This window comes from Frigoribacterium sp. SL97, assembly GCF_026625765.1.
Classification (GTDB): Bacteria; Actinomycetota; Actinomycetes; order Actinomycetales; family Microbacteriaceae; genus Frigoribacterium.
The window spans coordinates 2,745,094-2,765,601 of the sequence record NZ_CP113062.1 but is presented as its reverse complement, the minus strand read 5'-3'; the positions used below and the strand labels follow the sequence as shown (position 1 = coordinate 2,765,601).

Genomic DNA, 20,508 nt, shown 5'->3' with positions numbered 1-20,508 from the left:
CCATGACCCGGTTCACACCCGACCTGCTCGAGGGGCCGTCCGACGCCGTCGTGCCCGAGTCGCGAGAAGAGGTCGCCGCCACGTCGACGAACCGCTTCGCGCTGACCTTCCGTCGCCTGTTCGCCAACCGCGGGGCCACCGTCGGGCTCGTGACGATCGTGCTGCTCTTCATCTTCGCCTTCGTCGGCCCGCTCGTCTCGCCGTACGCTTACAACTACATCGACTACACGGCCCTGTCGTCGCCGCCGACCGGGGCGCACTGGTTCGGCACGAACAACATCGGCCAGGACGTCTTCGCGCAGACCGCGCGCGGCCTGCAGAAGTCGCTGCTGATCGGCCTGCTGGTCGCCCTGTTCTCGACGGTGATCGCGGGCATGCTCGGCGCGATGGCCGGCTACTTCGGCGGCTGGATCGACCGGGCCGTGATGGTCTTCGTCGACCTGCTGCTCGTGCTGCCGTCGTTCCTGATCATCGCGATCCTGTCGCCGCGCCTCAAGCAGTACGGCTGGTTGATCCTGGTGGCCCTGCTCGCCCTGTTCGGCTGGATGATCACGGCCCGCGTGGTGCGCTCGCTCACCCTCAGCATCAAGGAGCGCGAGTTCATCCGCGCCGCCCGGTACATGGGCATCGGCCACTTCACCATCATCGTGCGGCACATCCTGCCGAACGTGGCCTCGTTCCTCGTGATCGACGCCACCATCGCCATCGGGGCCGCGGTGCTCACCGAGTCCGGGCTGTCGTACTTCGGCTTCGGCGTGCAGCCGCCCGACGTCTCGCTCGGCACGCTGATCGCCCAGAACCAGAGCGCGGCGACCACCAAGCCGTGGCTGTTCTTCTTCGCGGCCGGTGCGCTGATCGTCTTCGCCCTCGCCAGCAACCTGCTGGGTGACGGGCTGCGGGACGCGCTCGACCCGACCTCGACGGCCGGGCGCACCGGTCGTCGCCGTCCCACCCGCGGACGGACGGCCGAGAGCCGAGGAGGCGCGGTGCCGCTCGGGCGCACCGGCGGCGTCTCCGAGGCCGCGAGCCCCGCCCCCGGGGCCGACGTCGGCTCGCCGGCGCCGACCCGCACGAACGACGAGAAGGGGGAGCGCGCATGACGCTCACCGAACCGGTCGACCGCACCCGCGCCTCCTCGGCTCCGGTGCTCGAGGTGCACGACCTCACCGTGACCTTTCCGACCCCGGACGGCGACGTGCGCGCCGTCCGCGGCGTCGACCTGACGCTGCGCCGCGGCGAGGTGCTCGGCATCGTGGGCGAGTCGGGCTCGGGCAAGTCGGTCACGAGCCTGGCCGTGCTCGGCCTGCTGCCCGCCACGGCCAAGGTGACGGGGTCGATCACGCTCGACGGCGAAGAACTGCTCGGCCGCGGCGACAAGGCGATGTCGGCGATCCGCGGCAAACGGATCGCGATGGTCTTCCAGGACCCGCTCTCGGCGTTCACCCCGGTGTACACGGTCGGTCAGCAGATCGCCGAGACGGTCCTGATCCACCGCGGCGGCACGAAGAAGCAGGCTCGTGAGCGGGCGATCGAGCTGCTGGGGCTCGTGGGCATCCCCGAGCCGGAGCGACGCGTCGACTCGTTCCCGCACGAGTTCTCGGGCGGCATGCGGCAGCGCGCGATGATCGCCATGGCGATCGCGAACGACCCCGACGTCATCCTCGCCGACGAGCCGACCACGGCCCTCGACGTGACGATCCAGGCCCAGGTCATCTCGGTGCTGCGCACGGCGCAGCGCGAGACCGGGGCCGCGCTGCTGTTCGTCAGCCACGACCTCGGCGTCATCGCCGGGTTCGCCGACCGCATCGCCGTGATGTACGCCGGCCGCGTCGTCGAGACGGCGACGGCCGACGACCTCTTCGCCCACCCGCGCATGCCCTACACCGTGGGTCTCATCGGCGCGCTGCCGCGCCTCGACCAACGGTCGGACCAGCCGCTCGTGCCGATCCCCGGCACACCGCCGTCGCTGTTGTCGCTGGCGCCGGGCTGCCCGTTCGCGGCGCGGTGCCCCCTGGCGACGGCCGAGTGCCGGGTCGACGAGCCCGCGCTCGAGCAGGCTCCGGCGGTCGAGGCGGGTCACCGCGCGGCCTGCCTGCACGCCGACCAGCTGGTGGGGGAGGGCACCGACCCCGAGGACGTCTACGACCTGCCGCCCGTGCCGACCTCGGGCCTCGCTGCCGTCCCGCGGGCGGAGCGGGACCGGGTGCTGCACGTCGACGGGCTCGTCAAGACGTTCCCGCTCACCAAGGGGTCGGTCTTCAAGCGACGCGTGGGCAGCGTCTGGGCGGTCGACGGGGTCGACCTCGACGTGCGCGAGGGCGAGACCCTCGGCCTGGTCGGCGAGTCCGGCTCGGGCAAGAGCACGACGCTGCACGAGATCATGGACCTCCGGGTGCCCGAGGCCGGCACCATCGAGCTGCTCGGCACGGCCCTCGACCGAAAGCTCGACGGGTCGACGGTGAAGCGGCTGCGCGGTGCCGTGTCCATGGTCTTCCAGGACCCGATGGCGAGCCTCGACCCGAGGCAGCCGGTCAGCGACATCATCGCCGAGCCGTTGCTCGCGATCGGTCGGCCCCGCGACGAGGTGTCGCGTCGGGTGCCCGAGCTGATGCGCCTCGTCGGGCTCGAGCCCGCCGCCGCGACGCGCTACCCCCACGAGTTCTCGGGTGGCCAGCGGCAGCGCATCTCGATCGCGCGGGCGCTCGCCGCCGACCCGAAGCTCATCGTGCTCGACGAGCCGGTGTCGGCGCTGGACGTGTCGATCCAGGCCGGCGTGCTGAACCTGCTGGCCGAGCTCAAGGCGAAGCTCGACCTGTCGTACCTCTTCGTGTCGCACGACCTCTCGGTCATCCGTCACGTGGCCGACCGCGTCACGGTGATGTACCTCGGCCGCACCGTCGAGACGGGACCGGTCGACGAGGTGTTCGAGCACCCGCTGCACCCGTACACGCAGGCGCTGCTGTCGGCCGTGCCCGTGCCCGACCCCGTCAAGGAACGGGCACGCGAGCACATCGTGCTGCCGGGCGACCCGCCCACGCCGACCGTCAAGCAGACCGGCTGCCGGTTCCGCAGCCGCTGCCCGCTCTACGCGATGCTGCCCGAGGCGCAGCGGTCGCGCTGCGAGGACGAGGTCCCCGCGATGCTGCCGCACGGACGCGACGGGGCCGACCACACGGCCGCGTGCCACTTCGCCCGCGAGAAGCAGCTGGTCTGAGGCCCGAGCGCTAGCCGACGAGCGCGGAGGCCGCGGTGACGACCGCCACGTTCACGGCGACCGTGCCCCAGAAGGCGACCTGGAACGACCGCTTGCTCGTCTTGTGCCGCAGCAGTTGTTGTGCGGCGAGGGCCCCGGGCCAGCCGCCGAGCAGGCCGAGCAGCAGCAGGACGCGTTCGGGCACGCGGCGTCGTCCTCGACGGGCGGCGGACTTGTCGACCGCGTAGACCGCCGCCGTCACCAGGCCGAGGGCGACGGCTGTGGCGACGAGCCAGGGGAGGGCCCCGTCGATCCGGGCGGACGGCCCGGCGGAGGCGACGACACCCACCACGACCGCGACGGCCACGACGAGCAGCAGCCCGACGACGAGGGCGACCCGGCCGGCCCGTGTCGGGCGCGGGGCTCGTCCCCGGGGCGCCGTCCAGCTCGATCCGACGGAGGACACCCGCACGGCGGCCGGCCCCCGGTCGCCGTGGCGGTCGACCTCGTACGAGTAGGCGTCACCGACCCGGGGCCGGGCCGTGCCGCGGCTGAACGCCGTGATGTGGACGAACGCCCGGCCGCGTCCCGAGGCCGGGGTGAGGAACCCGAAGCCGCGGTCGTCGTCCCACGAGGTGAGCGTGCCCTCGACCCGGGCCGGGCTGCCGGTCATGCGCCCGACCCTATCCCGCGTCGCCCGTGCCGCATTCGGCCATCCCGCCACGAGGTCGACATCCCGCCACGTTTTCGCGTGGCGGATTGTTGACTTCGTGGCGGCGTGGCGGCGTGGCGGCGTGGCGGCGTGGCCGCAGATCCGAGGAGGCGCGGCGCGGGTCAGTCCCGACGGATCGCCGCGTAGGATCCGCCGGTGGCGCGCACGAGGTCGTCGGGTGCGATCTCGATGTCGAACCCGCGCCTCCCGCCGCTGACGAAGACCGAGGCGAAGGAGGCGGCGCTCGCGTCGACCACGGTCGTCGCGGCGGTCCGCTGCCCGAGCGGGCTGATGCCGCCCACGACGTAGCCCGTGCGGCGTTCGACCAGGGCGGGGTCGGCCAGCGAGGCCTTCTTGGCCCCGACGGCGGCCGCGAGCGCCTTGAGGTCGAGGCGACCCGAGACGGGGACGACGCCCACCACGAGGGTGCCCTCGGCGTCGACCACGAGGGTCTTGAAGACGCGTTCCGCCGAGAGGCCGAGCTCGGCGGCGGCCTCCTCGCCGAAGTTCGTCGCCGTGTCGTGGTGTTCGTAGGTGTGGGCCGTGAAGGGGATGCCGGCCGTGGTGAGCGCGACGGTGGCCGGCGTGGCGGGGCCGCGCGCCCCTCCGGACGCCTTGCTGGTCACGAGGCCACCTCGGTCGTCGTGGCGCGGAACACCACCACGGTCGGCCCCGAGACGAGCAGGTCGTCACCGGGGGCCGTCGCCTGCGGCAGGCTGCGGTCGTCGCTCGACCACAGGGCCTCGTACGCCGTCACCCCGTGGTGTCGGGGGAGCGTCACCGAGACGGCGGTCTCGGCCCCGTGCACCACGACGAGGACCGTGTTCGGCGCCTCGTGCTCGGGCGTCGAGGTCGCGAGGTACTGCATCGTGCGGACGCCGGGGTCGTTCCACTCGTCGGGACGCATCTCGTCGCCCGAGGCCGAGTGCCACGACATCTCGTTGGCGCTGAGCGTGCAGGCGCCGTCGAGGCCGAACCGCGACGGGCGCAGGGCGGGGTTCTCGGCTCGCAGCCGGGAGAGCGTGGCGACGTCGTCGTGCAGGTCCCGGTGCCAGGGTTCGTCGGACCAGTCGACCCAGGTGAGCTCGCTGTCGGTGCAGTAGGCGTTGTTGTTGCCGTGCTGGGTGCGGCCGCGTTCGTCGCCGGCGGTCAGCATGGGGATGCCGGCCGACACGAAGAGGGTGGCGAGCAGGTTGCGCATCGAGCGGCGCCGGGCGTCCGAGATCCAGGGGTTGACGCTGTCGCCCTCGACGCCGTGGTTGAACGAGCGGTTGTCGTCGGTGCCGTCGCGGTTGTCCTCGCCGTTGCTGAGGTTGTGCTTGCCGTCGTACGACACGAGGTCGAGCAGGGTGAAGCCGTCGTGCGCCGTGACGAAGTTCACGCCCGACAGCGGACCGCGCTCGTGGGCGTAGATGTTGCTCGACCCGCTGAGCTTCGACGCGAAGCTGCCGAGCCCGGACGGGGGAGCGCCCTGCGACCGGGCCGCGGCGATGTCGGTCAGCCAGAAGTCGCGGGCCCGGTTGCGGAACCGGTCGTTCCACTCGATCCAGCCGTCGGGGAAGGCCCCGGTCTGCCAGCCGCCCATGCCGACGTCCCACGGCTCGGCGATCATCTTGACGCCCTCGAGCGCCGGATCGTCCACGATCGCACTCAGCAGCGGGTGCTCGGGGTCGAAGACGTGGTCCGCACCACGTCCGAGCGTGGCGGCGAGGTCGAAGCGGAAGCCGTCGATCTGCACCTCGTCGGCCCAGTACCGCAGGGAGTCGAGGACGAGCCGCGAGGCGGCCGGCGTGCTCGTGTCGAGCGAGTTGCCGCACCCCGTCACGTCGACCGGCCGACCCTCGGCGTCGTGTCGGTAGTAGCCGGAGCCGTCGAGACCGCGCAGGCTCGTGACCGGGCCGCCGACCTCGCCCTCTTCGGCCGTGTGGTTGTAGACCACGTCGAGGTAGACCTCGATGCCGGCCTCGTGCAGTAGGCGCACCATGCCCTTGAACTCGCGGAGGATCGCCGAGGCGCCGGCGAGCTGCGCGTCGCGGCTGGCGTAGGCGGCGTGCGGGGCGAAGTAGCCGAGGGTGTTGTAGCCCCAGTAGTTCTCGATGCCCTGCGCGACGAGGCGCTGCTCGTCGACGTGCTGGTGCACGGGCAACAGCTGCACCGCCGTCACGCCGAGGCCGATCAGGTAGGCGATGGTCGACTCGGCGGCGAGGCCGGCGTAGCTGCCGCGCAGCTCTTCGGGCACGAAGGGGGCCAGGCGGGTGAGGCCGCGGACGTGCGCCTCGTAGACCACCACCCGGTCGAGCGGCGTGCGGGGCTTGGACACCCCACCCCAGTCGAACGACTCGTCGACGACGGCCGACTGCCACGTGCCGCGTCCGGTGCGACCGAGCCCGCGCGCGTAGGGATCGAGCAGCTCGAGCGAGGGGTCGAAGGCGTTGCCGCCCCCGGCGGGGCCGTCCGCCCGCAGCCAGTACCGCCGCCCGGGGGTGAGGGCGCCGTCGGTGGCGCTCCACACGTCGTGTGCGTCGCGGACCATCGGGACGACACGGTCGTGCGGGGCGTCGTCGATCACGACGTCGATCCGGGACGCCGACGCGGACCAGACGCGCAGCGTCGGCCCGTCGGGGCCGGAACGGATGCCGAGATCGCGCAGGGGGTCGGGGTCGGTCACGCGTTTACAGTAGAGGAGGCGCGTGTCGGCCCCGAAATCATCGAGCGTCTCCGCCCCACCCAGCCTGAGGACCCGAACATGAGCGTCTACCTCGACCACGCGGCCACCACGCCGATGCACCCGGCGGCGATCGCCGCCTACGCCGAGGCGCTCGGCACGGTCGGCAACCCGTCGTCCATCCACTCGGCCGGCCAGAACGCCAAGCGCGTCCTCGAAGAGGCCCGCGAGCGCGTGGCCGCGACCCTCGGCTGCGACCCGATCGAGATCGTCTTCACCTCGGGCGGCACCGAGGCGGTCAACCTCGCGATCAAGGGACTGTGGTGGGCGAGGCAGTCCGACCGACCGCGGCCGCGCCTCCTCGTCCCCGCCGGCGAGCACCACGCCACCGTCGACACCGTCGAGTGGCTCGAACGGTACGAGGGCGCCGTCGTCACCTGGCTGCCGCTCGACGAGCAGGGCCGGCTGCGCGTCGACGCCCTCGCCGCGGCCCTCGACGAGCACGACGACGTCGCCCTGGTCAGCCTGCTCTGGGCCAACAACGAGGTCGGCACGATGCAGCCCGTCGACGAGGTCGTGGCGCTCGCCGCCGCCCACGGGGTGCCGGTGCACTCGGACGCCGTCGCCGCCTACGGGCAGGTGCCGATCGACTTCGCGGCCTCCGGGCTCGCGGCGCTCAGCGTCAGCGCCCACAAGATCGGCGGGCCCATCGGCATCGGCGCGCTCGTGCTGTCGCGGTCGGCGACCGTCGTGCCCCTGATCCACGGGGGCGGACAGCAACGACAGGTGCGCTCGGGCACGCAGGACGCCCCGGCCGCCGTCGCCTTCGCCGTGGCGGCCGAGCAGCCGCACGGGGCCTACGAGCCGCTGCGGGACCGGCTGATCGCCGGGGTGCTGGCGTCGGTGCCCGGGGCCGTGCTGCGGGGCGACCCCGTCGACCGGCTGCCCGGCAACGCCCACTTCACCTTCGACGGGTGCGAGGGCGACTCGTTGCTGTTCCTGCTCGACGCCGCCGGGGTCAGCGTCTCGACCGGATCGGCCTGCCAGGCGGGCATCCCCGAACCGTCCCACGTGCTGCTCGGCATGGGCCTGCCGGCGGACGCGGCCCGCGGTGCGCTCCGCATGACGATCGGCCACACGAGCACCGAGGCCGACGTCGACGCGCTGCTCGCGGCGCTCCCGACCGCCGTCGCGCGCGCCACGACGGCCGGTTACGCCGACCGCGCCCCGGTGCTCGGCGCCCGCTGATCCGCCCGCCGGGCAGGGCACCCCGGCCACGACCCCCGAACGGGTGGGTTGTCGCCCCCGCGCGGGGGTGGTGTACTCCACCCCAACACACGTGAGCACGCCTCACCGGCCGGGCCCCACCACCCCGAGCCGCCGCCGCATCCCGGCCCGCCGCCCGCTCACCACGGGCGTCCATCGCACCACCCCGAGCGCCGCCCCCACCAGGCGACGCGGATCAGGAGCACCACCATGTCGCAGCACCGCTCTGCCTCCGACACCCCTCACGGCGAGGTCCCGCGCGACGACGTCGCGACGCACGACCGGTCGGCGCCGAGACCTCGTCGCCTCCGCAAGGTCGCGGCGCTCGCCGCAGGCGGTGCGCTGGTCGTCGGCGGACTCGGCTACACCGTCGCGGCCTGGACCGACAGCGAGTGGGTCTACGCCGGGGACGGCACGGGCGGCCCCGGCATAGGCACCGGCACGTTCGAGGTGCAGCAGAGCGTCACCTCGCCCTACACGGCGGGCTTCTCCGACTACGAGACCGCACCGGGTCGCGGCACGGTCTTCACGCCGGGCGCGCAGACCCTGAGCCCGGGCGAGAGCGTCTACTCGGGCGTGGCCCTGCGGACGACGGCCACGACGAGCGTCCCCGCCGACGTGCAGGTCCGGGCCGCGGTGCCCGCCACCGGCGTGACCGTGGCCGATGCCGGGGGAGCGCTCTTCAGCGCCCTGACCGTCCGCGTCGCGACCGTCGAGGTCACGGCCGGGGGTGCCGCGCCGACCTGCACCGCCGCCGCGTTCACCGCGCCGACGACCATCGCCACGGGTTCGCTCTCGACGACGGGCGCCACGGCCACCCAACGACTCGCCGCCGCGTCCGGCACCACGCAGTTCTACTGCTTCGAAGTGACCCTGCCGGCGAGTGCCGCCACGTCGGCGAGCTAGACGCTCCAGGGCCGTACCGCCGCCCCGGCGTGGGAGTTCGCCTCGACCAGCGTCGAGTGACGGGCCGACCGGTGGTCGACACCGTGACCCGGCCCCGGGCGGAACGTCGGGGCCCCGAGGTCGAGCCGCGCCGGGCGGATCGCCGTGAGCGCCGTCGCCGACGCCCCCGCCGCCGACCGGTCGACGTCGTCAGCACGCTCCTGCTGTCGGTGGTCGGCCTCGTCGGCGCGGTCTGCCTCCTCTGGCTCGCCGTCTCGACGGTCCTCGGCCTCTCGCTCGTGGTCGTCCTGACCGGCTCGATGAGTCCCACCGTGCCCGCGGGCGGCGCCGTCGTCACCCGGGCGATCGCGGCAGCCGACGTGCGGCCCGGCGACGTGGTCACGGTGCCCCGACCCGGCTTCGACGTCCCCGTGACCCACCGGGTCGTCTCGACGACCGCCGTGCCCGGCGACGCCGCCGCGCGCTCCCTCGTGCTGCGGGGCGACGCCAACGACTCGGACGACCGCGACCCCTACGTCGTGCGCGACGCCCGGATCGTCGTCGCCTCGGCCCCGGGCCTCGGCTTCGTCCTGACGACGATGTCGACCCCGCCGGCCCGCGGGCTCGCGGTCGCCGTCGTCGGTGCCGCCGTCGTGCTGGCCTTCTGGCCGACGCGACGCGGCGCCGTCCGCCGAGGGTGAGGACGACCGTGGACGGGGAGTCGAGTGGCGGCGCGCCCGGCGGGCCGAGCGGCGAGCACCACGGCCGCGGTGCGCACCGCGGACCCACGACCCGCGGGCACCGCGCCGCGACGACGCTCCTGGCCGTCGTGGGGACGGCCGCGTTCGTGCTCGGCGGGGCCCTCACCGTCCAGGCCGGCACCGCCCGTGCCCTCGAACCCGTGCCCGAGACCGGCCTCGACGGCCACCTCGTGCTGGCCGACGAACTGACCGGCACCGAGGACATCGCGCCCGCGGCCCCGGGCCGCTGGCAGATCGCGACCGACGTCACGACCGGCGACCGGGTGGCACTCGGCCTCGAGCTCGTCAGCTCGGGGTCGCTCGTCGACGACGAGGCCGGATTCACGCTGGGGGTCGAGACCTGCGACGTCGAGTGGCAGCGGGTCGAGACGACGCCGCTCTGCGCGACCGGGGCACGGACCGTGACCGCCCCGACCCGCGCCTCCGCGTTCGTCGACGGCAGCCCCTCGTGGCCGGTGCGCTCGGTCGGGGGCTCGGGCCGGGTCTTCGTGCTCGTCAGCCTCGGTCTCGCCGGTGGGCGCGGCGACGACGCCTCGTCCATGGGCCGGAGCGCCCGGGTCGGCGTCGGCATCACGGCGACGGCGCTGGACCCCGTCGCGACCCTCCCAGCCGAGCCCGAGCCCGAGCCCGAGCCCGAGCCGACCGTCACGACCGCCGTGCCCGGCGACCCGGCCGGTCCCGGCCCGGGCGGGGCGGACCCGGCGGCGCCCGGCACCGGCGGCACCGGCACCGGCCCCGGCGGCGTCGCCCCCGTCATCGACTCCGCCGGCGACGGGCGCCCCGTCGACGTGACCCTCAGCGGCGTGGACGCCCCGCGGGCGCTCGCCTTCACCGGCGGCCTCTCGTCCGGCCCGGCCATCGCGGGTGCCGGTGCCCTGGTCGTCGGCCTCTCGCTGCACCTCCGCGGACGACGCCGGGCGGTGACGTCGTGACCGGCACGCACGGCCGCCGTCGCCGTCGCCCCACGGGTGTCGCCCGCCTCGTCGCGGCGCTCACCGCGCGACGGGCCGTCGTCGCCGTGGCGGCCGTCGTCGCCGTCGTGGGTGCCGTCATCGTGCCCCCGCCGCCCGTGACGACCGCCGCCTGGACCGACTCCGAGCGCACGTACGGGCTCGTCGGCACCACGAGGTTCACCTGCGGCACCGACACCGGGTACGCCGCCGCCGCGTCCAGCCGGTTCGTGCGCGGCAGCCTGGCCGGCACCGACCTCGACACCGTCGCGGCCGTGCGTGGGGCGGACCTGACGCGCACCCGCTCCGGCGTCGTCACCGCGGTGCCGGCATCGCCCGCCCCGACCACGGACGCGGGAGGCACGACGACGTTCCGCAATCCCCTGTCGGCGAGCGCGGGGTCGGGTCTCGTCGGCCTCGACCTGACCGGGCTCGGCACGAACCTGCCGGCGGGGTCGGCCGGAGCCCTGAACCAGTTCACGCGGGTCGCCCCGACCGGCACGGCGGCCGCCGCCGCGGGTCTGGTGAGCGACTCGGGCGGGCTCGGCGTGACGCCGACGACCCCCGCCTCGTCACTGCCCGGTCCCGCCCGCATCGGCCTCACCTCGGTGCTGCCCGCTTCGACCGCCCTCGACCGGGCCGACCTGACCGTGGGCGCGGTGGCGTCCACGGCGACCCTCGACGGCTGCCGAGCCCTCGAGAGCCGCATCTGGGGCGACGGCAGCGTGACGGGGGTGACCCGCGACTACGGCATCGCCGGTCTCGCCCTCGAGCTGCACAGCCCGGCGGTGGCGGGACTGTCGGGTCAGGTGTCGAGCACGGTCACGAGCCTGAACACGGCCGCCGCCGGCCTGACGGGCGTCAACGGCACGATCTCGAGGACCGTCCGGGACGGCGTGCTCGCCACCGTGAACGGCCTCACGAACCTGCTGAGCCTGGGCGGGGTCACGGGTTCGGTCACCCTCACCGGCCTGGCCCTGCAGTCGGCGGTGGACCCGGTGCTCGCGGGGTCGGTCACCAGCACGGACGGCACGGTCACCATCACCCCGTCGACCGGTGTGGTGTCGGTCGACCTGGCCACGCTGGTCGGCCAGCCCGGCGGGCTGAACGGGCTCGCCCCGAACACAGAACTCGTGCTGAGCGCGGCGGCGATGGCCTCGATCACGACCACGGTCGGGTCGATGCTCGACGGCCTGACCCAACGGGTCGTGGCGGCGCTGCAGTCCGCGGTGTCGGCGGCGCAGCTGTCGGTGGCGTTGACGGTGACGTTGCGGGCGACGGTGCTCGGCGTCCCCGTCGACGTGCTCGCCGTCGACGTCGCGATGGGGGGAACGCTCGGCCAGTTGCTCGCGTCCCCGTCCACCGCGACGGCGGTGGTCACCACGCGGGTGCTGAGCGGGGCGCTCTCCACCCTGCTCGGCAACGTGCTGAACCCGCTGCTCGCCGCGTTGACGGGCTCGGCCGGGTCGCTGCTCGCGTCGGTGGCCACGCTCGTTCGCTCCACGCTCGTCGCGCCGATCACCACCCTCGGCAGCACCCTCTCGACCACGCTCGCCCCGGTGCTCACGGCGCTCGGCACCCTGACCACCCGCCTGCCGTCCGTCCTGTCGCTGCGGGTGAACCTGCGCCCCGACCAGGCCGGCTACCCGGGCGGCGTCGTGACCGGCGTCCCGCCCGACAAGTGGACGACCGTCCCCTACCAGGTGGGGGCGTTGCGGGTGGCCCTGTCGGCCGGAGCGACGACGGTCACCTCGCTCGACCTCGCGACCTCGCGGGTGGGACCCGTCAGCACCGTGCCCCGGTAGTCGTCGTCTCCGACCCGAGGAGGCGCGGGTCGCGCCTCGCGGGCCGCCTCGCGTCAGACTGGGGCCATGCAGCTCTACTCGGCCTCGCCCCTCGTCCGGACCCGCCAGGTGACCGGAGACGTCGTGGCCGTCGGCCTCGTCGTCCTCTTCGTCGTGCTCGGGGTGAGCATCGCGACCTTCATCGGCACCTTCGCCGACCTCGGGAGGCAACTCGAGGAGGCGGGGGCCGGCTTCCAGGGCACCATGCAGGACGCGTCGCGCGCGCTGGAAGGGCTGCCGCTGGTGGGCGGTGCGGCCAGCGCCCCGTTCGACGGGGCCAGCGGGGCCGGAGAATCCCTCGCCGACGCCGGACGGCAGCAGCAGGACGGCGTGGCCCGGGCGGCGCTGGTCGCCGGACTCGTCGTCGCCGGGGTGCCGAGTCTCGTGGTGCTGTGGGTCTGGCTGCGCGGGCGGATCGCGTTCGTGCGCCGCGCCTCCTCGGTCCGTTCGCTGCTCGCCCTGCCGGGCGGCGAGGACCTGCTCGCGCTGCGGGCACTCACCGGCCGCGACGCGAAGGCCGCCCTCGCCGTGTCTCCCGACCCGGTGGCCGCCTGGCGCGCGGGGGATGCCGCGGTCGTCCGCCGCCTCGCCGACGTGGCCCTGCGGGAAGCGGGCGTCGCCCGGCGCTGACGCGGGCCGACCGGTGCCGACTTCGGGGAGAGGAGACGAGGGAACCTTTCCGGACGATCGGACATGTACGGGAGGCAGCAACGGATCAGAGGGGACGTCGACATGACGACGAGAAGCGAGCACGACCGGTGACGGGGGACGCCGAGGTCTGGGCCCGGGCGGTCGCAGGGGACCCGGCCGCGTTCGGGACCGTCTTCGACCGCCACCAGGCACGGGTGCACGGCCACGCCCTGCGGCTGTGCCGACACCGGCACGACGCCGAGGACGTCACGGCCGTGGTCTTCCTCGAGGCATGGCGCCGTCGGGACGCGGTCCGCGTCGTCGACGGCTCGGTCCTCGCGTGGTTGCTGGTGACGACGGGCCACGTCGCCCAGAACCTCGCGAGGTCGACCCGTCGCCATCGTCTCGCCCTGGCCTCCCTGCCGCCTCACCCCGTCGTCGACGATCCCGCCGACGGCGTCGCGGCGCGACTCGACGTCGTCGATCGGGACCGGCGGCTGCGCCTCGCCCTCGACGGCCTCGCGAAGGCCGATCGGGACGTCCTCGGGCTCTGCGTGCTCGAGGAGTTCCCGATGGCGACCGCGGCCGAGGCGCTCGGCGTGCCGGTCGGCACGGTCAAGTCCCGACTGTCGCGGGCCAAGGCGCGACTCGCGCGAGCGATGTCGGCCTCCGAGCCGTCCACCGAACGACCCGTCACCCTGAACGGAGAGACCCGATGAGCGACGCACCGAACGTCCGTCCCGACGGCCGGCACGACCGGCCCGGCCTCGATCGTGATCGTGCCGAGGCCATCCGCGGCCTCCTGACCGAGACCGTCGAGCGAGAACCCGAACGTGCCCGCTCTGCCCGTCGCCGCCGGGTCGTCCTGCTGTCGGTGGCCGGGGTGGCCGCCGTGGCGCTCGCCGTCGGGGGCGTCGCGCTCGCCGGGGGTGGCCCCCTGCCGTCGGGAAACGGTGAAGCGGCCCCCACCTCGCTCCCGTCCGATCGACCCGAGGACGATCCCGGCACGTCGCCCGGTGTCGTCGAACCGGCCGGGACGCCGTCGGCGACACCGGTCCCGCCACCGGCACCGGTGGTGGACGATCCGACGGCCCCGTCGACCTGGATCGTGTCCACCGATCGGATCGGGCCGCTGGTCCTCGGCGGCCGGCTCGAGGAGCAGGCCGCCCGGCTCACCACCTTCGACCGGCACCCGGACGACGGCTACGGCTGCCCGGCGTCGTTCTTCTCGGACGGCCGGGGACTGAGTCTCGCTGTCTCGCGCGGGTCGTCTCCGGACGCGACCGAGATCGCGACCGTCTCCGCCGACCCGACGTTCGACGACCCGGCCGCCCTCGCGAGCGCCACCCCCGGACCGCGTCCGGCATCGGGCTCGGCGACGACGAAGCGACACTGCTCGCCGCCTACCCGGATGCCGAACTCACTCTCGACCACCACGAGAACTACGGGACGCAGTACGCCGTCGCCGGCGACGACGGGCAGTACCTCGTCTTCGTGGTGGGGACGTCCGACCGGATCACCGACATGAGCGTGGGCACGACGCGCATCGCCCCGCCCGAGTACTGCGGATGAGACGAGACCTCACCCTGTCGTCGGGAGGCGCGGGGCGGGTGGCGCGAGGCGGGCGGCGGGAGGCGCGGGGCACGGGCAGGCCCGGCCCACGCGGGCCGGGTAAGCTCGGAAACCATGATCGCACTGGATTTCTCTGAGCAGATTGCCGCCCTCCGGGCCACGTTCGAAGACATCCGTGCGGTGATCGGGCAAGACCGTCTCGTCGCCGAGATCGCCGAGCTCAGCGAACAGGCCTCGGCCCCCGACCTGTGGGACGACACCGACAACGCCCAGAAGGTCACCAGCGCCCTCAGCCACCGGCAGTCCGAGCTCGAGAAGCTCGAGACCACCGAGGCGCGGCTCGACGACCTCGAGGTGCTCGTCGAGATGGCGAACGACGGCGACGACCAAGAGAGCGCCGACGAGGCCCAGGCCGAGCTCAGGGCCCTGCAGAAGATGATGGACGTCCTCGAGGTGCAGACGCTGCTCGACGGCGAGTACGACCCGCGCCCGGCCGTCATCACGATCCGCGCCGGGGCCGGCGGGGTCGACGCCGCCGACTTCGCCGAGATGCTGCTGCGCATGTACCTGCGCTACGCCGAGAAGCACGGCATGTCCGCCACCGTCATGGACACCAGCTACGCCGAAGAAGCCGGCATCAAGAGCGCCACCTTCGAGATCGACGCCCCCTACGCGTTCGGCACGCTCAGCGTCGAGGCCGGCACGCACCGGCTCGTGCGCATGAGCCCCTTCGGCGCCGCCGGCAAGCGCCAGACCAGCTTCGCCGCGGTCGAGGTCATCCCGCTGATGGAAGAGACCGAGTCGATCGACATCCCCGAGAACGACATCCGCGTCGACGTCTTCCGGTCCTCGGGCCCCGGCGGTCAGAGCGTCAACACGACCGACTCGGCCGTGCGGCTGACGCACATCCCGACCGGCACCGTCGTCTCGATGCAGAACGAGAAGAGCCAGATCCAGAACCGCGCCGCCGCCATGCGCGTGCTGCAGTCGCGCCTCCTGCTGCTGCAGAAAGAAGCCGAGAACGCCAAGAAGAAAGAGCTGGCGGGCAACATCACCGCCAGCTGGGGCGACCAGATCCGCAGCTACGTGCTGGCGCCCTACCAGATGGTCAAAGACCTGCGCAGCGAGCACGAGGTCAACAACCCCTCGAACGTCTTCGACGGCGATCTCGACGGCTTCATCTCGGCGGGCATCCGCTGGCGCAAGCGCGACGACAAGGACTGACCGGGCGTCGCCCGCCCGGCGGCTCCCAGCACATCCATAGCCGCCCCGCCGCAGCGAGTCGCTGCGGCGATCGTCGCCGGCCGCACTTAGGGTGATCCCCGTCATGATTCGGTTTGATGAAGTCACCAAGGTCTACGTCGGCAACCCCCGGCCCGCGCTGAACGCCGTCACCCTCGAGATCCTCAAGGGCGAGTTCGTGTTCCTCGTGGGGGCGAGCGGCTCCGGCAAGTCGAGCTTCCTGCGGCTCGTGCTGAAGGAAGAGAAGCCGTCCCAGGGCCAGATCCACGTCCTCGGGCAGCGTCTGGGCACGCTCTCGAGCCGCAAGGTACCGTACTTCCGGCGCAACCTCGGCGTCGTGTTCCAGGACTTCCGGCTGCTGCCGCAGAAGAACGTGTTCGACAACGTCGCGTTCAGCCTCCAGGTCATCGGCAAGAGCAAGGGCTTCATCCAGGAGGCCGTGCCCGACGTCCTCAAGATGGTCGGCCTGGTCGGCAAGCAGCACCGTCTGCCGCACGAGCTCTCGGGCGGCGAGCAGCAGCGCGTCGCCATCGCCCGTGCGATCGTCAACAAGCCGGCGATCCTGCTGGCCGACGAGCCCACCGGCAACCTCGACCCGTCGACCAGCGCCGGCATCATGACCCTGCTCGAGCGCATCAACGCCGGCGGCACGACGGTCATCATGGCGACCCACGACGCGGGAATCGTCGACCAGATGCAACGACGGGTGATCGAGCTCAGTGCGGGCAACATCCTCCGCGACGAGCGTCACGGCGGCTACCAGACCCAGGCGGTGCCCATCCAGGCCATCGGGGTCGAGGACCTCAGCACGAGAGGGGCCGACGCATGAGACTCGGACTCGTCATGAGCGAGGTCGGCAGCGGCCTCCGTCGCAACGCCTCGATGGTCATCTCCGTCGTGCTCGTCACGTTCATCTCGCTGACCTTCGTCGGCACCGCGGCCCTGCTGCAGATGCAGATCACGCAGATGAAGGGCTACTGGTACGACAAGGCCCAGGTCGCCGTCTACCTCTGCACCGACACCGACACGACCGGCAACTGCACCGGGGCGATGGCGACCAAGGACCAGATCGACGGCGTCCGCGCCCAGCTCGACAGCGACGTCCTGACGCCCTACGTCGACAAGTTCTACTTCGAGGACCAGACCCAGGCCTACGACCGCTTCAAGCAGCAGTTCGCCGACAGCCCGGCCACCGAGTTCGTGCAGCCGGCGTACCTCAACGAGACTTTCTGGGTGAACCTCAAGGACCCGACGCAGTCCGACGTCCTCACCGAGAGCCTGTCGAGCCTGGCCGGCGTCCAGAGCGTCGTCGACCAGCGCGGGTACCTCGACCCGATCTTCTCGGTGCTGAACGCGGCGAGCTACACGGCCATCGGCATCGCCTCCCTCATGTTGATCGCTGCCGTGCTGCTGATCGCCACGACCATCCGGTTGAGCGCGTTCAGCCGGCGTCGAGAACTCGGCATCATGCGCCTGGTCGGGGCGTCCAACCGGTTCATCCAGACGCCGTTCATCCTCGAGGGGGTGATCGCGGCCCTCGTGGGCTCGTTGCTGGCCGGTGGGGCGATCGTCGCGATCGTCAACTTCTTCGTCAAGGGCTACCTGGCGGTGACCTTCCAGGGCACGCCGTTCATCGGACTGCGGGACGCCGCCCTGGTCGTGCCGATCGTCATCGTCGTCGGCATCCTGCTCGCAGCCCTCAGCGCGAACGTCGCCATCAGGCGCTACCTCAAGGTCTAGAAGCCGGCCCCGTGAAGGAGGCGCGGTGTCCGTCAGACGGGCACCGCGCCTCCTTCGCTGTATACTGAACGGCTGCCTGTCGGCAGCACCCCCACCCGAACGACCAGGAGGCCAGCGTGGCGAAAGAACGCGGTGAGAAGGTCGTGGCCACGAACCGCCGCGCGCGCCACGACTACACGATCGAGACGACGTACGAGGCGGGCATCGTCCTGAGCGGCACCGAGGTCAAGTCGCTGCGGCAGGGCCGCGCGTCGCTGGTCGACGGGTACGCGTTCGTCGACGCCGGCGAGGCCTGGCTCGACGCGGTGCACATCCCCGAGTACACCGAGGGCACCTGGAACAACCACGCACCCCGGCGCAAGCGCAAACTGCTGCTGCACCGCCACGAGATCGACAAGATCGGGCAGAAGACCAAGGAGGGCGGCTTCACGGTCGTCCCGCTCAAGATCTACTTCAGCGACGGTCGGGCCAAGGTCGAGATCGCCCTCGCGAAGGGAAAGCGCGAGTACGACAAGCGCCAGACCCTGCGCGAGCGCACCGCGACGCGCGAGGCGCAGTCGGCGATGTCGGCGCGCAAGCACCTGGGGGAGTGACCGGTCGGTCGTCGGGCACGGGCGGGCGGGTCGCCGACGGTGGCGCGAACGCGTCGGACGACGTAGACTGATGGGCCGCACGGAAACGTGCGTTGGTAATTCAAGAGCGTGTGACGACGGCCCCCTCATGGGGATGATCGGTTTCGACATCGCCTGTGTGCGAACGAGAAGCGGGCCGAGGATCCAGGGTTATCTCGTAAACGATCTCTGGAAAACAATAAGTGCCAATAACAAGCGCACTGACTTCGCTCTCGCTGCGTAAGCAGTAGAGCCACATGGAGTCCGTCAGTCTGGTGACCGCCTTCTAACCAGATCCTGACGTCATTTAGATGGCTTGCTGTGTGACTACGCCTGGGGGTCACACGGGACTTGCACTCGGGCTGGGCTCGTCGACCTAGAAGCCAGTAACAAAGGTCGGAGCCGAGCAGAACGCCTCATCTGGCTACGCCCGTAGAATGCGTGCAATCTCAGCGATGGACGGGGGTTCAATTCCCCCCATCTCCACCACCGGTCGTCGTCACACCTCTCGAACACCGAACGCCCCCGCCTCTCGAGGCGGGGGCGTTCGTGCGTCCCGGGCCTGAGCGGTCTGCGCGGTGTCGCACCGCCGGATGAGCATCGCACCGCCGAAGTGGACGGTGCGACGTTCATCCGGCGGTGCGACACCTGCGAAGGGGACCGGGGGCCGGGTGTGGCCGCCGCCGGACGCGGCACGGCCCTTGCCGGACGGGGAACGGCCCCCGCCGCTGCCGAGGCAGCGACGGGGGCCGTCGTCGTGGTGCGGGTGTTACTCGCCGGCCACGTCGGTGGTCGCGAGCTTCGCGCGGCGGCGAGCGAGGACCATCAGCGTCGAGCCGAGCAGCAGGACGGCGGCGCCGATGCCGATGGCGGCCTCGGTGCCCTCGCTACCCGTGTACGCCAGGCCCGTGGTGCCGGTGGCGATCGGGGTGGCGGGCAGGGCTGCGGGCGTCACGGCGGCGACGAGGCTGAACGCCACGTCGGCCGAGGGGTCCGAGACGATCGGCTGACCGGCGGCGTCGAGCACCGGCAGGCCGTCGGCGTCGAGGAGGAACGACACGGCGGCAGCCGTGTAGTCGTTCGGCGTCAGGGCGAGGGTGACGGTCCAGTTGCCGGCGGCGTCGACCACGATCGGGTCGGCGGGGTCGGCGGGGACCGCAGCGGCGGCGGCGCGTCCGTTCTCGGCGGCCTCGAGCTCGTCCAGCTGGTCCGTCGGGACGACGGCCAGCAGGATGTTCGAGCCGGGGGTGCCGGTGCCCTCGAAGGTGACCTGGTCACCGACGACGACCTGACCCTGGGTGGGCGAGGTGATGACCGGGGCGTCGAGGACGACGTCGGTCGGCGGGACGACCACTGCGGGCAGGTTGAACGAGCGGGGGACGTCACCCGAGCCCGCGCCGCCCGTGACCTGGGTCACGCGGACGGACTGCGCCACCGTGGCGTCGTCCGGGTAGGTGTAGTCGAGCGTCCAGCGGCCGTCGATGACGACGATCGCACCGGTGCCGGGGAGGCGGTTGCCGTCGGCGCCGAGGACGTTGACGGTCGAGCCGGAGGTGCCGGTTCCCGAGAAGGTGACGGTACGCGTGGCGGTGGTGGTGTCCGCGGCGGGCGTCTCGACGACGAGCGTCTGGCCCTGCGGCAGGACGAACGCGACGGGGGCGTCGCCGGTCCCGGAGCCACCCGTGACCTGGGTCACGCGCACGCTCTGGTTGCGGTCGACGGTCTCGGGGTAGGTGTACTGGAGCGACCACTGGCCGCCGACGACGGCGACGGCGCCGGTGCCGGGGAGGCGGTTGCCGTCGGTGCCGAGCACGTTGACGGTCGAACCCGAGATGCCGGTGCCCGAGAAGGTGACGGTGCGCGAGGCGAGCTGCTGGCCGACCTCGGGGGTCGTGACCGCGAAGACCTCGACCGGGGCGACGGCGGGCAGGCTGAACGAGCGCGTGACGGTCGGGTCGAAGCCGCTGAAGCCCTTCTCGCCGTCCACGAAGATGGTCTGCGCCACGATCGCCGTGTCGGGGTACTGGATCGTCGTCGAGAAGGCGCCGGTGGCGTCGGTGGTCGTGCGGGCGAGCACGGCTCCGTCGGTGTCGGTGTCCTTGATGATCACGTTGGCGTCGGCGATCGCCGTACCCGCCACGGTGACCAGACGCGAGTCCGTGGTCGAGGCGGCGGTCGGCGAGGTGACGATCAGGTCACTGTCGACGGCCTGGGCCGCCGTGGTGGAGAGGAGGGCCCCTCCGAGGGCGAGCGTGAGGACGGCCGGGACGGCCACCGCACGGCGCCAGGAGAACTTGGTGATCACGTGGTGAGTGCTTTCTTGATCGGTGGTGCAAGCGTCATCGCTTGTCCGCCCCCGGCCCAGCGCCGGGTGAGACGCGCAGCACGAAGGGAACCCCCCGTGCCCACCGAACCTATCCGGAACCTGAGAGAAACC

18 protein-coding genes and 1 other RNA gene are annotated in these 20,508 nt (G+C 72.6%); 15 read left to right on the top strand and 4 right to left on the bottom strand.

Features of this window, described 5'->3' with window-relative positions; genetic code table 11:
• Positions 1-2: 2 nt before the first annotated feature.
• On the top strand, positions 3-1,100 hold the full coding sequence (locus tag OVA02_RS13565; RefSeq protein WP_082460276.1) for an ABC transporter permease: 1,098 nt from the start codon (positions 3-5) through the stop codon (positions 1,098-1,100).
• Positions 1,097-3,214, top strand: a complete 2,118-nt coding sequence (locus tag OVA02_RS13560; RefSeq protein WP_056046127.1) for an ABC transporter ATP-binding protein — start codon at positions 1,097-1,099, stop codon at positions 3,212-3,214. Before OVA02_RS13565 ends, OVA02_RS13560 begins: the two co-directional genes overlap by 4 nt.
• Before the next feature lie 10 nt (positions 3,215-3,224).
• Here the strand turns inward: OVA02_RS13560 and OVA02_RS13555 are convergent, their stop codons facing one another.
• The 3 genes from OVA02_RS13555 to glgX form a co-directional block, all read right to left on the bottom strand.
• On the bottom strand, positions 3,225-3,866 hold the full coding sequence (locus OVA02_RS13555; RefSeq protein WP_267658694.1) for a DUF1294 domain-containing protein: 642 nt from the start codon (positions 3,864-3,866) through the stop codon (positions 3,225-3,227).
• A 161-nt stretch (positions 3,867-4,027) separates the two neighbouring features.
• Positions 4,028-4,531, bottom strand: coding sequence for a Cys-tRNA(Pro) deacylase (gene ybaK, locus OVA02_RS13550; RefSeq protein WP_056046122.1), 504 nt, complete (start codon positions 4,529-4,531; stop codon positions 4,028-4,030).
• Positions 4,528-6,573 carry a glycogen debranching protein GlgX gene (gene glgX / locus OVA02_RS13545; protein WP_056046120.1) on the bottom strand — a complete coding sequence of 682 codons (2,046 nt, stop codon included), beginning with the start codon at positions 6,571-6,573 and terminating at the stop codon, positions 4,528-4,530. The genes ybaK and glgX overlap by 4 nt, the downstream gene beginning before the upstream one ends.
• Positions 6,574-6,651: 78 nt before the next feature.
• On the opposite strand from glgX, the gene OVA02_RS13540 reads away from it, so the two are divergent.
• From OVA02_RS13540 to ssrA, 13 genes are all read left to right on the top strand, one after another.
• The gene (locus OVA02_RS13540) at positions 6,652-7,818 is read left to right on the top strand and encodes a cysteine desulfurase family protein (RefSeq protein ID WP_056046118.1); all 1,167 of its coding nucleotides are present in this window, start codon (positions 6,652-6,654) and stop codon (positions 7,816-7,818) included.
• A 228-nt stretch (positions 7,819-8,046) separates the two neighbouring features.
• Positions 8,047-8,742 carry an acyl-CoA dehydrogenase gene (locus OVA02_RS13535; protein ID WP_267658693.1) on the top strand — a complete coding sequence of 232 codons (696 nt, stop codon included), beginning with the start codon at positions 8,047-8,049 and terminating at the stop codon, positions 8,740-8,742.
• A 71-nt stretch (positions 8,743-8,813) separates the two neighbouring features.
• Positions 8,814-9,422, top strand: a complete 609-nt coding sequence (locus OVA02_RS13530) for a signal peptidase I (protein WP_159826335.1) — start codon at positions 8,814-8,816, stop codon at positions 9,420-9,422.
• A gap of 8 nt (positions 9,423-9,430) precedes the next feature.
• The gene (locus tag OVA02_RS13525) at positions 9,431-10,414 is read left to right on the top strand and encodes a hypothetical protein (RefSeq protein ID WP_123570325.1); all 984 of its coding nucleotides are present in this window, start codon (positions 9,431-9,433) and stop codon (positions 10,412-10,414) included.
• Positions 10,411-12,237, top strand: coding sequence for a choice-of-anchor G family protein (locus OVA02_RS13520; protein ID WP_267658692.1), 1,827 nt, complete (start codon positions 10,411-10,413; stop codon positions 12,235-12,237). The genes OVA02_RS13525 and OVA02_RS13520 overlap by 4 nt, the downstream gene beginning before the upstream one ends.
• Positions 12,238-12,303: 66 nt before the next feature.
• Positions 12,304-12,906 carry a hypothetical protein gene (locus tag OVA02_RS13515; protein WP_267658691.1) on the top strand — a complete coding sequence of 201 codons (603 nt, stop codon included), beginning with the start codon at positions 12,304-12,306 and terminating at the stop codon, positions 12,904-12,906.
• A 128-nt stretch (positions 12,907-13,034) separates the two neighbouring features.
• Positions 13,035-13,625, top strand: a complete 591-nt coding sequence (locus OVA02_RS13510) for an RNA polymerase sigma factor (RefSeq protein WP_267658690.1) — start codon at positions 13,035-13,037, stop codon at positions 13,623-13,625.
• Complete coding sequence (locus OVA02_RS13505; protein WP_267658689.1) at positions 13,622-14,434, top strand: hypothetical protein; 813 nt, start codon at positions 13,622-13,624, stop codon at positions 14,432-14,434. The genes OVA02_RS13510 and OVA02_RS13505 overlap by 4 nt, the downstream gene beginning before the upstream one ends.
• Positions 14,435-14,592: 158 nt before the next feature.
• The gene (gene prfB, locus OVA02_RS13500) at positions 14,593-15,702 is read left to right on the top strand and encodes a peptide chain release factor 2 (protein WP_267658688.1); all 1,110 of its coding nucleotides are present in this window, start codon (positions 14,593-14,595) and stop codon (positions 15,700-15,702) included.
• A gap of 103 nt (positions 15,703-15,805) precedes the next feature.
• Positions 15,806-16,549 carry a cell division ATP-binding protein FtsE gene (gene ftsE, locus OVA02_RS13495; RefSeq protein WP_043593759.1) on the top strand — a complete coding sequence of 248 codons (744 nt, stop codon included), beginning with the start codon at positions 15,806-15,808 and terminating at the stop codon, positions 16,547-16,549.
• The gene (ftsX, locus tag OVA02_RS13490; RefSeq protein WP_056046104.1) at positions 16,546-17,460 is read left to right on the top strand and encodes a permease-like cell division protein FtsX; all 915 of its coding nucleotides are present in this window, start codon (positions 16,546-16,548) and stop codon (positions 17,458-17,460) included. The genes ftsE and ftsX overlap by 4 nt, the downstream gene beginning before the upstream one ends.
• A 116-nt stretch (positions 17,461-17,576) precedes the next feature.
• The gene (gene smpB / locus OVA02_RS13485) at positions 17,577-18,053 is read left to right on the top strand and encodes an SsrA-binding protein SmpB (protein ID WP_056046102.1); all 477 of its coding nucleotides are present in this window, start codon (positions 17,577-17,579) and stop codon (positions 18,051-18,053) included.
• Between the two features lie 129 nt (positions 18,054-18,182).
• Positions 18,183-18,560, top strand: a transfer-messenger RNA (tmRNA) gene (ssrA, locus tag OVA02_RS13480).
• 280 nt (positions 18,561-18,840) lie between these two features.
• Here the strand turns inward: ssrA and OVA02_RS13475 are convergent.
• A complete protein-coding gene (locus OVA02_RS13475) occupies positions 18,841-20,376 on the bottom strand; it encodes a hypothetical protein (RefSeq protein WP_056046100.1) in 1,536 nt (511 codons plus the stop codon).
• Positions 20,377-20,508 lie beyond the last annotated feature (132 nt).